This window comes from Dietzia sp. Die43, assembly GCF_024519835.1.
Lineage (GTDB): Bacteria > Actinomycetota > Actinomycetes > Mycobacteriales > Mycobacteriaceae > Dietzia > Dietzia kunjamensis.
Window position 1 is genome coordinate 156676 of record NZ_JALJRF010000008.1, and the last position, 13066, is coordinate 169741.

Sequence of the window (13066 nt, forward strand, 5' to 3'; positions counted from 1 at the left end):
CGGCTGGGAGTCTAGTCGGCCGCCCCTCTGCCCTCGGCAGGCAGACCGGTCGGATCGTCGGAGTCGGACTGTGCATCGCCGGGTTCGGCATCGTCGGCCACCGCGTCCCCACGCCGGGTGTCCTCGGACTCGCCCTCGTCGACCCGGGCCTCCTCGGACTGATCCTCGGCGGGCTGATCTTCGGTGGGCTGGCCTTCGGCGGATTGGCGTTCCGCAGACCGCTCCTCCCCGGACTGGCCTTCCGCGGACCGTGGGTCCTCGACCACCGCCGGTGATGGCGGACCCCCGGCAACCGTGGCGTCCTCGTCGGCAGCCGGGTCGAGGTCTGGCTGCGCGTCCACCTCGGCTTCCGCGGCGGTGTCGGAAGCGGCGACCTCGTCGTCGACCCCGGCGCTGTCGACCCCGGCGTCCTCGACACCAGCGTCCTCGACACCGGACGTGCTGGCCTCGCCGACCTCGCCCACCCCGCTCCCGGTCGGGTCCTCGACCGGATACTCCGCCGGGTCCTCGACCGGGTCCTCGACCACCGGGGCGGTCCCGGCGCGGCGACGACGCCGCTCGAGTTCGCTCTCGGCCCGCTCGCGGCGCCGAGTCAGGCCCGCCAACGACAAGGCGATCGTCGCCGACCCGATGATGCCGAACAGCACCAGGGCCATCGACGCCGCGATGAGCGAGCCCGTCCCGACCATGCCGAGCATCCCCAGCCGGCCGCCCGCGATGACCGGGCTCACCGCGACCACCAGAGCCACGATCCCGGCGGCCAACCACGTCGCCTTGACGGCGTCGCCGGTTGTGCGGAACCAGTGCGCCACCGACCTCGCGAGCCCTGCCGCCACGAACACGGTCACCAGCAACAGGCCCTGCACGACCCAGTGCGGGTTGGTGGTGGGCAGTACGGCCGCCAACGGCACCTCCGGCATCGGCCCTCGAGACACCGCGAACACGCTGTAGGAGGCCTCGCCCAGGTGCGCCTCCCCGCCCACCATGAGCGCGGCCCCGGTCATCACCACGTTGGGCAGGTACGCCACCGAGATGCCCGCGAGCGCGGCCGCGCCCACGACGCCCTTGCCGATCTCCAGGACCGACCCCACCGGCTCCCACGCCATCACCAGTCCGACCAGCACCAGCAGTGTCGCGATGGCCCACGTCGCGGCGACGAACGCGGTGCCCAGGTGGATCCCCCCGCGCACCCACAGCGGAAGGATCTCGCGCAGGTCACGGCGGAAGTACAGCCACACCCCCAGCCCCGAACCCACGATCCCCACACCTGCGGTCCACAGCAACGCCGTCGACAGCGCCGACTCGCGTACCGCGAAATCCGAGGCGGCCGACCCGACCAGCAGCGTCGCCAGACCGGTCAACAGCAGCCCCGCCAGCGTCACACCGGCCACTGCCGCACCCGCCTCGCGCGGGCCCGGCTGCTCGACGTCCGCCAGCACCGCACGGGTCTGTCGGGCCAGGACCGCCACATAGATCAGCGCGGGCAACAACGGCAGGAACCCCAGCTCGACCTGGTCCACGGTCAACGGCACCCGGTTGACCACCAGCCACTCCACCGCGACCACCGCGAACAGCGAGTCGAACCCGTCGGCGGCGAACAGCAGCACCGCCAGGGTGAGCGCCGCCAGCACCAGTACGGAGACGATGACGGGCAGCGCCGCGGCGGCCGCCGTCCACAACAACGAGCGGGCACCCGCGGGCGACCGTCTCGCAGCGGGCCGGATGACGCGTGGGGGACTCACTCTGACAACCGTAGATACCCACCGGCGCGGGGCACCCCCGGCACGCCGCGACCCCCGCCATCCGGGGATGACGGGGGTCGCTGGGTAGTGCGCACTCGCGGTCGCCGGGAGGGCCACCGCGGGTGGATCACATGGCGTCGAGAAGATCCTTGGCCAGCTGCGCGGTCTCGGACGGCGTCTTGCCGACCTTGACGCCCGCGGCCTCCAGGGCCTCCTTCTTGGCCTGCGCGGTACCCGCGGAGCCGGAGACGATGGCGCCGGCATGGCCCATCGTCTTGCCCTCGGGGGCGGTGAAGCCGGCCACGTAGCCGACGACCGGCTTGGTGACGTTGGCCTTGATGTAATCGGCCGCACGCTCCTCGGCGTCGCCGCCGATCTCGCCGATCATGACGATGACCTTGGTCTCCGGGTCGTTCTCGAAGGCCTCGATGCAGTCGATGTGCGTGGTGCCGACGATCGGGTCGCCACCGATGCCGATGGCGGTCGAGAAACCGTAGTCGGCCAGCTCGTACATCATCTGGTAGGTCAGGGTGCCCGACTTGGACACCAGACCGACCGGCCCCTTGCCCGCGATGTTGGCCGGGGTGATACCGACCAGCGACTCGCCCGGCGTGATGATGCCCGGGCAGTTGGGGCCGATGATGCGGGTCTTGCCGCCCTTGGCGACGTTGTAGTTCCACGCGGTGGCGGTGTCCAGCACTGGGGCGCCCTCGGTGATGACCACGGCGAGCCCGATCTCCGCGTCCACGGCCTCGATGATCGCGTCCTTGGTGAACGGCGGCGGGACGAACAGAATCGTCGTGTCGGCGCCGGTGGCCTCCATGGCCTCCTTCACGGAACCGAACACGGGCAGCTCGACGTCGTTACCGTCGGCGTCCTTGTGGGACACCGTCGTGCCGGCCTTGCGGGCGTTGACGCCGCCGACGATCTGGGTACCGGCCGCGAGCATGCGGGCGGTGTGCTTGCTGCCCTCGCCGCCGGTGATGCCCTGGACGATGACCTTGTTGTCCTTGTTGAGGAAAATCGACATGTGTGTAAGGTCCTTTAGCTTCTTACTTGGCGGCCAGCTCGGCGGCCTTGTCGGCGCCGGAGTCCATGTTGTCGGCCAGGGTCACGAGCGGGTGGTTCGCCTCGGCGAGGATCTTGCGACCCTCCTCGACGTTGTTGCCGTCGAGTCGGACCACGAGGGGCTTGTTGGCCTCGTCGCCCAGGATCTCCAGGGCCTTGACGATGCCGTTCGCGACCGCGTCACACGCGGTGATGCCGCCGAAGACGTTGACGAACACGCTCTTGACCTGCTCGTCATTGAGGATGACGTCGAGACCGTTGGCCATGACCTCGGCAGAGGCACCGCCGCCGATGTCGAGGAAGTTGGCGGGCTTGACGCCGCCGTGGTTCTCGCCCGCGTAGGCGACGACGTCGAGGGTCGACATGACCAGACCGGCGCCGTTGCCGATGATGCCAACCTGTCCGTCCAGCTTGACGTAGTTGAGGTCGTTCTCCGCGGCCTTCTGCTCGAGCGGATCCGTGGTGCCCGCGTCGGCGAAGTCGGCGAAGGTCTCCTTGTGACGGAACTCGGCGTTCTCGTCCAGGGTGACCTTGCCGTCGAGGGCGAGGATCTCGTCATTCGGCGTACGGACGAGCGGGTTCACCTCGACCAGCGTGGCGTCCTCGTTGATGAAGACGTCGTACAGCTTGGCGATGGTCACCGCAGCGGCGTCCAGCACCTCCTCCGGCAGGTGGCCGGCCTTCGCGATCTCGCGGGCCTTGGCCTCGTCGACACCGACCGTGGGGTCGATGTTGATCCGGGCGAGGCGGTCCGGGGACTCCTCGGCGACCTGCTCGATCTCGACGCCGCCCTCGACCGAGCACATGGCCAGGTAGTTGCGGTTCGACCGATCGACCAGGAAGGAGATGTAGTACTCCTCCGCGATGTCGCTGGCCTCGGCGACCAGCAGGTTCTTGACGATGTGGCCCTTGATGTCCAGGCCCAGGATGTCCTCGGCCCGGGCGCGGGCCTCCTTGGCATCCTCCGCCAGCTTCACGCCGCCGGCCTTGCCACGGCCTCCGACCTTGACCTGCGCCTTGACGACGACAGGCTTGCCGATCTCGGCCGCAACCTTCTCGGCCTCTTCCGCGGTGTCCGCGACGCGCCCCGGGGTGGTGGGCACGTCATGCTTCGCGAAAAGAGCCTTTGCCTGGTATTCAAAGAGATCCATCAGCTCACCATCTTGACGTGGGTAGATTCGCCCGGCCCTGTTGAAAGCCGAGTCCTTCCTCATCCTAGGCGCGTGGTGTGTCCCCCGTCGCACACTGGGGGTAGCTGTGTGTAGTGGATCACACCGGACGGCAGTCCGAACCGTCACACCCCACACATGGGCACCCCGGAGCCCCTCGGGCACCACGAGTCACACCGGTGTGACGCACCCCTCCCCCACGCGCCGCCGACAACCTTGCGGCACCGTTGCCGATCCGTTACGTTGGACGACGTTCATCACGAAAAGATCACGGCGCGAACGCAGAGGGGAAACGACACGGTGCAGAAGTCGCAATTCGAGGAAGCCGCGACTCCCGTCGTCATCCCCCCTGCCGGTGCGCACCGGGTCGGCCGTCACCGGATGCCCGCGCCGCCGCACGCACTGCGCGGTCGCGCAGCCGTCCTGGCCGTCGCGGCCGGCGCCGCGGTGACCGCGGCTTCGGCCGGCTCCGCCATGAGCGACACGAGCACCCACTCGGCCGAGGCCGGGGACATCGCCCTGCTCGCCAACGGGGAGCCCGCCCCCGCCACCTCCGCGCCCAGTGCACCGTCGACCTCGGCGCCGGCGACGCCCTCGGCCCCGGCGCCGGTCGTCCTGCCGGCCGCTGCCGACGGCTCGTCCACCGATGACATCAGCTCGACGATGCTGTACGCGGGCACCGAGATCAACGCCCAGCGCGAGATCGCCGAGGAGCAGGCGCGACGGCCGAAGGTCGTCATCCCCGCGACCGGCGCGTTCACCTCCCCCTACGCGATGCGGTGGGGCGTGATGCACTCGGGCATCGACATCGCCAACGTCAACGGCACGCCCATCCTGGCTGCCACGGACGGCGTCGTGGTCGACGCGGGCCCCGCCCAGGGCTACGGCAACTGGGTTCGGATCATGTCCGACGACGGCACCATGACGGTCTACGGCCACATGGAGACCGTCGACGTCCAGAAGGGCCAGCGCGTCTACGCCGGTCAGAAGATCGCCGGTATGGGCAACCTGGGTTTCTCGACCGGCACCCACCTGCACTTCGAGGTGCTCGTCAACGACGGCCAGCAGCTCGTCGATCCCGTCATCTGGCTGGCCGAGCACGGCCTCGACGTGCTCGCGGGCAGCGTCGCCTCCGCCTTCGGTAGCTGACAGTTCGACCTGTCCCGGCCGGGCCCACTCGATTGTCCGAGAGGCCCGGCCCCGGCGTCGCCATGACGCCCCTGCCCTAGAGCTTCTGCATGGGGACGCCCCCGATGAGCATCAGCCGTACCTTGCCCGACGCACCGAAGTCGATCGTCGCGGTGGCCCGCGGCCCGCTGCCGTCGCAGGACAACACCTTGCCGAGTCCGTACTTGTCATGGGTGACCCGGTCCCCCGGCGCCAGCTCGAGCGCGGGCGCGGACGCCTTCGCGCGGGGGATCCCGGACGACCGTCCACTCGCGGACCCGGCTCCACCTGAGCCGTACCCGCCCGAACCGTAGCCGCCCGAGCCGCCTCCGAAGCGGCGGCGCGGGACGTACGAGTCGTCATCCCCGAATCCGCCACCACCGGCCGGCTCCTCGCGCTGCCACTCGATCGCCTCGGTGGGGATCTCCTCGAGGAACCGCGATCCGGGATTCGTCATGGGCTGCCCCCACGACGAGCGCATCATCGCGCGGGTCAGGTACAGGCGCTTTCGGGCGCGGGTGATCCCCACGTAGGCGAGCCTGCGCTCCTCGGACAGCTCCGCCGGGTCCCCCAACGCCCGCATGTGCGGGAAGAGTCCGTCCTCCATGCCGATGAGGAACACCACCGGGAACTCCAGCCCCTTGGCGGTGTGCAGGGTCATCAGAGTGACCTGCCCCTGATCCTCGTCCGGGATCTGGTCGGCGTCGGCGACCAACGAGACCCGCTCGAGGAACGCCGCCAGCGACCCGGGCTCCGCAAGACCCTCGTCGAGTTCGGCATCCGCCTGGTCGGGCACCGCACCCGCGGCCTCCCCGGCGTCCTCGATCCCGAAGCCCTGTTCCCGCGCGGAACGTTGCAGTGCGGCCTCCGAGGAGAACTCCCGGCCCACGCCGACGAGCTCGTTGAGGTTGTCCAGGCGGGCGGCGTCCTGCGGATCGTTGGACGCCTCCAGCTCGGCGCGGTAGCCGGTGCTCTCCAGCACGGCCTCCACCAGTGCCCCGACATCGGGCGCCGAGTCCTCCCCGGCGGCGTGACCGCTGCCGTCCAGCCGCCCCCGCAGGTCGTCGAGCATCTGCACGAACCCGGCGATCGCCTTGACCGACCTCGTCGGCAGCAGCGACACCTTTCCCTCAGCCGCGTCCCGCAACGCGCGGCCGAACCCGATCCCCCGCTGCTCGGCGTGGACCACCACGCACGCCTCGGCACGATCCCCGATCCCTCGTCGGGGGGTGTTGAGGATCCGGCGCAGCGCCACGGTGTCGTCCGGGTTACCCAGCACCTTGAGGTAGGCGACGATGTCGCGCACCTCCTTGCGCTCGTAGAACCGGGTGCCGCCCACGACCTTGTAGGGCAGGCCCAGTCGGACGAACACGTCCTCGACCACGCGGGAGGAGTTGTTGGTCCGGTAGAACACGGCCATGTCGGAGTAGGAGGCCTCACCCGAGTCGACCAACCTGTCGATCTCCCCGGCGATGAACCTCGCCTCGTCGTGCTCGTTGTCCGCCACGTAGCCGACCAGCAGCTCACCCGCACCCTCGGAGGTCCACAGGTTCTTCTCCCGGCGGCCCGGGTTGCGCGAGATCACGGCGTTGGCGGCCGTGAGGATGGTCTGCGTGGAACGGTAGTTCTGCTCCAACAGGATGGAACGTGCATCGGGGTAGTCGTGCTCGAAGTCCTCGATGTTCCTGATCGTGGCCCCGCGGAACGCGTAGATCGACTGGTCGGCGTCACCGACAACGCAGAGTTCGGCCGGGGGGACGCCCACCTCGTCGTCGTCGTTCCCGGCCGCCCCGCCGACGAGCGTGCGCACCAGGACGTACTGGGCGTGGTTGGTGTCCTGGTACTCGTCCACCATGACGTGACGGAACCGCCGCCGGTAGTACGCCGAGACCTCGGGGTGGGCACGCAGCAGCGCGACCGTCTCCCCGATCAGATCGTCGAAATCGAAGGCGTTGGCCGCCTGCAACCTCGACTGGTACTCCGTGTAGACGGCCGCGACGGTCTGCCCGGTGCGGTCGGAGTCCTCCATCGCCCGGTCCATCGCCTCGGACGGCTCGCGCAACTCGTTCTTGTGGTTGGAGATGGCCGTGGCCAGCATCCGGGGGGTGAACTTCTTGACCTCGAGCTGCTGCTCCTTGGCGATCATCCCCAGCAGCCGCCGGGAGTCGTCCGAGTCGTAGATCGTGAAGTTCGAGTTCCGCGTCCCGAGCAGCGCGGACTGGGCGCGAAGGATCCGCACACAGATCGAGTGGAACGTCGCCACCCACATCCGCTCGGCGTGCGGGCCGACCAGTGTGGCGACCCTCTCGCGCATCTCGGCGGCGGCCTTGTTGGTGAACGTGATGGCCAGGATCTGCCCCGGGTGCGCGCCACCCTCGGCCAGCAGGTACGCGATCCGCCGCGTGAGCACGCTGGTCTTGCCCGAGCCCGCGCCGGCCACGATCAACAACGGGCCGCCGCGGTGTGTGACCGCGGCGGCCTGCTGTGGGTTGAGCCCGTCCAGGAGGGGCGAGTGGGGCGTGGTCGGTCGGGCGGAAGCGTGTGCGGTGTCGGTCATCGTGGGTCCAATCTACCCACTCGGTCCGACACCCCGGGCTCAGCGTTGACCGGCCCCCGTGAACTCCTTCACCTGGGACGCCGTGGCGGTCAGACCGGGGTCGTTGTCCAGGTAGTGGCGCGTCTCACGGACGATGAGGCCGGAGAGGACCAGGAGGCCGATGAGGTTGGGGATGGCCATGAGGCCGTTCATGACGTCGGCGAAGTTCCACACCACCTCGAGCTCGGTGACCGCCCCCACGAACACCACACAGGTGAACACCATGCGGTACGGGATGACGCCGCGCGCGCCCACGAGCCGCTCCATACAGCGCTCGCCGTAGTACGACCAACCGAGGATGGTGGAGAAGGCGAAGAACGCGATGGACACCGCGACCAGCTTGTCGCCCTCGGGGATCGCGGAGCCGAAGGCGTCTGCGGTCATCGTCCCGGCGCTGTCGCTGCCCTCCTGCCACACACCCGTGGTCACCAGCACCAGACCGGTGAACGTCACGACGATGATGGTGTCGATGAACGTCTGGGTCATCGACACCAGGCCCTGCCGGGTGGGGTGCGTGGTCTTGGCGGCCGCCGCCGCGATGGCTGCGGATCCCATACCGGACTCGTTGGAGAAGATGCCGCGGGCGACACCCATCTGGATGGCGTAGAGGATCGCCGAGCCGACGAAGCCGCCGACCGCCGAGGTGCCGGTGAAGGCATCCGAGAAGATCTGACCGAATGCCGACGGGATCTGGCCGGCGTTGACCACGAGCACGACGGTCCCGCCGACGAGGTAGAGCACGATCATCAGCGGCACGAACCCGGCGGTGACGCGGCCGATCGCCTTGATTCCGCCGAGGAGGACCGCGCCGGTGAGGACGAACATCACGATGCCGGTGGTGACGTGCGGGACGCCGAACGAGTTGTCCAACTGGGTGGCCACCGCGTTGCCCTGCGTCATGTTGCCGATGCCGAAGCTGGCCAGGACGGCGAACACCGCGAACACGATGGACAGGACGAGGCCGATCCTGCCGCCGGTGCGCCCGAAGAGTTCCGCGAACCCCCGGTGCAGGTAGTACTGCGGGCCGCCGGACTGCTCGCCGCGGGCGTCGGTGACGCGGAAGCGCACACCGAGGAACGCCTCGGAGTACTTGGACGCCATGCCGACGAGCGCGGTGATCCACATCCAGAAGAGGGCACCCGGTCCGCCCAGCGCGATGGCCGTGGCGACACCGACGATGTTGCCCACACCGACGGTCGCGGCCAGGGCGGTGGTCAACGCCTGGTACTGCGAGATGTCACCCTCGCCGCCGTCGTCCTTCCGTTTGAGCAGCCCCAGCCGCAGGGCGGGGACCAGCTTGCGGAACTGCAGCATCCGCAGCCGGATCGTCAGGAACAGGCCGGTGCCCAGCAGCAACGGGATGAGGACGAACGGCCCCCAGATCACCGATCCGATGTCGGCGAGAAACGTGTTGATATCTTCCACGGGCGGAAACATTAGACGGTCATTCGTCCGGTTCGGGGCGCAGTGGGATAATTCGGTCATGAGCATCGATCCCGCCGGCACCGACGACCCGCTGTCAGAGTCCGAAATCCAGGAACTGCGATTGGAGATCGACCGCCTGGACGCCGAGATCCTCGATGCGATCGTCCGCCGCAGCGAGATCTCCAAGCGCATCGGCCGCACCCGCATGAAGTCGGGCGGCACGAAACTCGTCCACACCCGGGAGCTCAAGGTCTACGAGCGGTTCTCCTCGCTCGGCGAGGAAGGGCAGACCCTCGCCGGCATGCTGCTGCGTCTCGGCCGGGGCCGCCTGGGCTACTAGCTGTACTGACAACCAGGGCCCCGGCTACTCCTCCGGCCCGACCCTGCCCGCCGTGGACGCGAAGCCCAGCCAGGTGTGGTGATTGTTCGCCCAGCACCACCCCACCTTGGGCGCGCCCTTGTTCTGCTTGCCGTCGCGGCCCGTCCCGCCACTGATCCACAGTGCGGGCGTCCGCGAGTCCAGCCCGCCGCCCTTCTTGGGTTTGCGTGAGCCGATGCACATGAAGCACTTCCCGGGCTCCAGTAGGTCGGGGCGCTGAAGCAGCCAGCTGATCCCCTCGGAAACGGTGAGCGGGGTACGACCCCGGACGCCCATCTCGGTGTGGGCGTCGGTGGGCGTCCAGTCCAGCATGTCGTCGTCGCGTGTCACGTCCCCCACCAGGTACAACGGGGCGTCCGGGACGTGGACGTCGTCGGTGGGCACGAACTCGGCCAGGTCGGTCATGTCGACGACGACGAAGCCCGCCTTACCGTGGCGGCGCATGAGGGTGGCCAGTCGCGCGGTGGGCACCAGGGACGGGTGGACGGCCAGCACGGACCCGCCACCGCCTTCGCTGTCACCGGGTCCGGCAGGCAGGGCGCGGGCGTGGGCCCGCAGTTGGTCGGCCGTGATTCCGGCGAGCTCGGGCACGCCGAGCTCGATGAGTCGCTCGGCCTGGCGGGCGATGGGGGCGTCGGGAGGAACTACGGGGGTCACATCGCCGGAACGGCCCGCGGCCCGCCGTTATTCCCGGTTAGCCTCGAAGCCATGACCGACATCAGCACGACGAAGCAGTGGGCAGCGGTGGAGAACCTGGTTCCGTCGATCGGCGAGGTGTCTCTGCGGGAGCTGTTCGACGCCGACCCGGACCGCGGCCGCCGGATGTCGGTCACCGCGGGCGATCTGCACGTGGACCTGTCCAAACATCTGGTCACCGACGAGATCCTGTCCGCCCTGCTCGAACTCACCCACGCCGCCCGGCTGCCGGCGCAGCGGGCCGCGATGTTCCGGGGCGACCGCATCAACACGACCGAGGACCGCGCGGTTCTCCACACTGCGCTGCGTCTTCCGCCCGATGCCGAACTCGTCGTCGACGACCGGAACGTGGTGGCCGACGTCCACGCGGTACTCACACGCATGGCCGACTTCTCCGACCGCGTCCGCTCCGGCGAGTGGACCGGACACACGGGCGAGCGGATCGACACGGTGCTCAACATCGGCATCGGGGGCTCCGACCTTGGCCCGGTGATGGTCGACAGCGCCCTGCGGCAGTTCCGGACGGCCGGCATCAGCGCCAGGTACGTCTCCAACGTCGACCCCGCCGACCTCTCGGCCACGCTCGCGGAGATCAACCCGGCAACGACCCTGGTGGTGGTGGCGTCCAAGACGTTCACCACCCAGGAGACCATGGCCAACGCGCACGCGGCGCGCCGCCACTTCGTGGAGGCCCTCGGCTCCGAGGACGCGATCGCCTCGCACTTCGTCGCCGTCTCCACCGCCGCCGAGAAGGTCGCCGACTTCGGCATCGCGGCGGACAACATGTTCGAGTTCTGGGACTGGGTCGGTGGACGATATTCCGTCTCCTCCGCCATCGGGCTGTCGGTGATGATCACGGTGGGGCCACCGGCGTTCATCGAACTGCTCGAGGGCTTCCACACGATGGACGAGCACTTCGCCACCGAGGCGCCCGAGCACAACGCACCGGTCCTCATGGCGCTGCTGGGGATCTGGTACACGTGCTTGCTCGGGTCGCAGTCCAAGGCCGTGATCCCCTACGCCCAGGACCTCCGACGGTTCCCGGCCTACCTGCAGCAGCTGACCATGGAGTCGCTCGGCAAGTCGGTCCGGCTCGACGGCTCCGATGTCACCCACCCCACCGGCGAGGTCTACTGGGGCGAGCCCGGCACCAACGGCCAGCACGCGTTCTTCCAGCTCCTCCACCAGGGCACCCAGCTGGTTCCCGTCGATTTCATCGGGATCGCCCGCCCGGGCACGGACCTGGACGCCCACCCCACCGACGGGTCGGACGCGGTGTCCATGCACGACCTGCTCATGGCCAACCTGTTCGCGCAGTCGCGGGTCCTGGCGTTCGGCAAGACCGAGGAGGAGGTCCTCGCCGACGGCGTCGACCCGACCCTCGCGCCGCACAAGGTCATGCCCGGGAACCGGCCGTCCACCACGATCCTCGCGCCGTCGCTCTCGCCGGGGGTCCTCGGCCAGCTCATCGCACTGTACGAACACATCGTGTTCACCCAGGCCGCGATCCTCGGCATCAACGCGTTCGATCAGTGGGGAGTCGAGCTGGGCAAGGCCCAGGCCGGCGAGTTGCTGGGCGCCCTCACCGCGGGCACCCACCCGGGCCCCGCCTTCGATTCCTCCACGGACTCCCTGGTCGAGATCTATCGCGAGGCACGCGGCCGGCGCTGACGCCCGCACCGGCGCCGTCTCCCGCGCCGGCTCGTGCGCCCGGCCCGCTCAGCGGGGTGCGCCGTCCCCCTCGCGCGGGGCGCGCCACCGTGCGATTCTTGAGCATGGCCACGATCTACTGCACCGCGACGAGCCTCGACGGGTACATCGCCGACGACGACGAAAGCCTCTCCTGGCTGTTCGCCACTCCCGGAGGCGCCGCGCCGGGGTCGACTGCCGGGGCCGATGACGAGTCGGTGCCCGAGCTCCACTTCGACCGGTTCTTCGCCGGCGTCGGCTCGATCGTCTGCGGTGCGAACACCTTCGAGTGGGTCCGCCGGGATCTCACCAAGGACGGCCAGCCGTTCGTCTGGCCGTACTCCCAGCCCACCTGGGTCGTCACCCACCGGGACCTCGACCCCGTCGACGGCGTGGAATACTTCGCCGGCGATATCGCCGACCTGCACCCCCGCCTCGTCGAGGCCGCGGCAGGGCGGGACGTCTGGGTGGTCGGCGGAGGCGACCTCGCCGGCCAGTTCGCCGATCTCGGCCTGCTCGACCGGGTGTGGATCCATCAGTGCGCGGTCGTCCTCGGCTCCGGCCGACCCCTGCTGCCCCGTCGGCTCCGCCTCCACCGTCGTCAAGTCGACACCGACGGGCAGTTCACCGCCATGCTCTTCGACGTCGTCGGCCCGGAACCACGCGATTCGGCCTAGCTGCTCGACCCCCGGTGCGCCCCCGGTGCTCCCCCGGTGCGCCGGGGGAAAACCCTTGCCTAGTCGAATGTGTGTGCGTATTATAGAACACAGATTCGACACCGGGTAGGCGGCGCACGGTCAGGGGGTGGGGCACATGGGCGGTAACGCAGACCGTTCGTCCGGCGGCTCGTTCCCGTCCGGTGGTTCGTCGTCGCCGGGCGGCAGTGCGGCCGGCGCCTCCTCGTCTTCCGCCTCGCCCTCTTCACTGTCGGAGCTGCGGGCGGCGGCGCGTGAGGGGTGGATGGGCGAGAATCGCGCGGCGGCGCGCCGGTTCGTGGCCTGCTACGAGCTATTTGTCGAATGCCAACGCCGGGAGGAGTCCGGGGCGGGCAGCGGTGAGTGTCGGCCCGGTCATGCGGTACTCGATCCGATCGATGTCGCGGCCGGGTACGTGGTGTCGGCGATGGCGATCTCGA

The 13066-nt window shown here is 69.4% G+C and carries 10 protein-coding genes and 1 pseudogene; 5 read left to right on the top strand and 6 right to left on the bottom strand.

Annotated features, from left to right (window positions below):
* Positions 1-11 precede the first annotated feature (11 nt).
* From NR111_RS08890 to sucC, 3 genes are all read right to left on the bottom strand, one after another.
* A complete protein-coding gene (locus NR111_RS08890; protein ID WP_256820606.1) occupies positions 12-1742 on the bottom strand; it encodes a DUF6350 family protein in 1731 nt (576 codons plus the stop codon).
* 127 nt (positions 1743-1869) lie between these two features.
* A complete protein-coding gene (gene sucD / locus NR111_RS08895) occupies positions 1870-2772 on the bottom strand; it encodes a succinate--CoA ligase subunit alpha (RefSeq protein ID WP_067717326.1) in 903 nt (300 codons plus the stop codon).
* A gap of 22 nt (positions 2773-2794) precedes the next feature.
* Positions 2795-3961 carry an ADP-forming succinate--CoA ligase subunit beta gene (gene sucC, locus NR111_RS08900; protein WP_120283984.1) on the bottom strand — a complete coding sequence of 389 codons (1167 nt, stop codon included), beginning with the start codon at positions 3959-3961 and terminating at the stop codon, positions 2795-2797.
* Positions 3962-4279: 318 nt separating this feature from the next.
* On the opposite strand from sucC, the gene NR111_RS08905 reads away from it, so the two are divergent.
* The gene (locus tag NR111_RS08905) at positions 4280-5128 is read left to right on the top strand and encodes a M23 family metallopeptidase (RefSeq protein WP_256820607.1); all 849 of its coding nucleotides are present in this window, start codon (positions 4280-4282) and stop codon (positions 5126-5128) included.
* Between the two features lie 76 nt (positions 5129-5204).
* Here NR111_RS08905 and NR111_RS08910 read toward each other — a convergent pair whose 3' ends face one another.
* Positions 5205-7703: a UvrD-helicase domain-containing protein gene (locus NR111_RS08910; protein ID WP_256820608.1), complete on the bottom strand. Its 2499-nt coding sequence runs from the start codon at positions 7701-7703 to the stop codon at positions 5205-5207.
* 39 nt (positions 7704-7742) lie between these two features.
* On the bottom strand, positions 7743-9179 hold the full coding sequence (locus NR111_RS08915; protein ID WP_096907084.1) for a sodium:alanine symporter family protein: 1437 nt from the start codon (positions 9177-9179) through the stop codon (positions 7743-7745).
* 46 nt (positions 9180-9225) lie between these two features.
* Between NR111_RS08915 and NR111_RS08920 the strand changes: the two genes are divergently transcribed.
* Positions 9226-9507, top strand: a complete 282-nt coding sequence (locus tag NR111_RS08920; RefSeq protein WP_069388780.1) for a chorismate mutase — start codon at positions 9226-9228, stop codon at positions 9505-9507.
* Between the two features lie 24 nt (positions 9508-9531).
* Here NR111_RS08920 and NR111_RS08925 read toward each other — a convergent pair whose 3' ends face one another.
* Positions 9532-10203 carry a DUF5701 family protein gene (locus NR111_RS08925; protein WP_256820609.1) on the bottom strand — a complete coding sequence of 224 codons (672 nt, stop codon included), beginning with the start codon at positions 10201-10203 and terminating at the stop codon, positions 9532-9534.
* Between the two features lie 51 nt (positions 10204-10254).
* Between NR111_RS08925 and pgi the strand changes: the two genes are divergently transcribed.
* From pgi to NR111_RS08940, 3 genes and pseudogenes are all read left to right on the top strand, one after another.
* Positions 10255-11913 (top strand): glucose-6-phosphate isomerase, encoded by a 1659-nt coding sequence (gene pgi / locus NR111_RS08930; protein WP_256820610.1) that lies wholly within the window; start codon positions 10255-10257, stop codon positions 11911-11913.
* A gap of 104 nt (positions 11914-12017) precedes the next feature.
* The gene (locus tag NR111_RS08935) at positions 12018-12608 is read left to right on the top strand and encodes a dihydrofolate reductase family protein (protein ID WP_256820616.1); all 591 of its coding nucleotides are present in this window, start codon (positions 12018-12020) and stop codon (positions 12606-12608) included.
* A gap of 136 nt (positions 12609-12744) precedes the next feature.
* Positions 12745-13066 (top strand): annotated as a pseudogene (locus NR111_RS08940) (hypothetical protein); the annotation flags it as partial.

Excerpts from the sequence above, each read along its gene's own strand:
- sucC (WP_120283984.1), bottom strand. The coding sequence starts at position 3,961 with ATGGATCTCTTTGAATACCAGGCAAAGGCTCTTTTCGCGAAGCATGAC.
- sucD (WP_067717326.1), bottom strand. The coding sequence starts at position 2,772 with ATGTCGATTTTCCTCAACAAGGACAACAAGGTCATCGTCCAGGGCATC.
- NR111_RS08910 (WP_256820608.1), bottom strand. The coding sequence starts at position 7,703 with ATGACCGACACCGCACACGCTTCCGCCCGACCGACCACGCCCCACTCG.
- NR111_RS08920 (WP_069388780.1), top strand. The coding sequence starts at position 9,226 with ATGAGCATCGATCCCGCCGGCACCGACGACCCGCTGTCAGAGTCCGAA.
- NR111_RS08935 (WP_256820616.1), top strand. The coding sequence starts at position 12,018 with ATGGCCACGATCTACTGCACCGCGACGAGCCTCGACGGGTACATCGCC.
- pgi (WP_256820610.1), top strand. The coding sequence starts at position 10,255 with ATGACCGACATCAGCACGACGAAGCAGTGGGCAGCGGTGGAGAACCTG.
- NR111_RS08915 (WP_096907084.1), bottom strand. The coding sequence starts at position 9,179 with ATGTTTCCGCCCGTGGAAGATATCAACACGTTTCTCGCCGACATCGGA.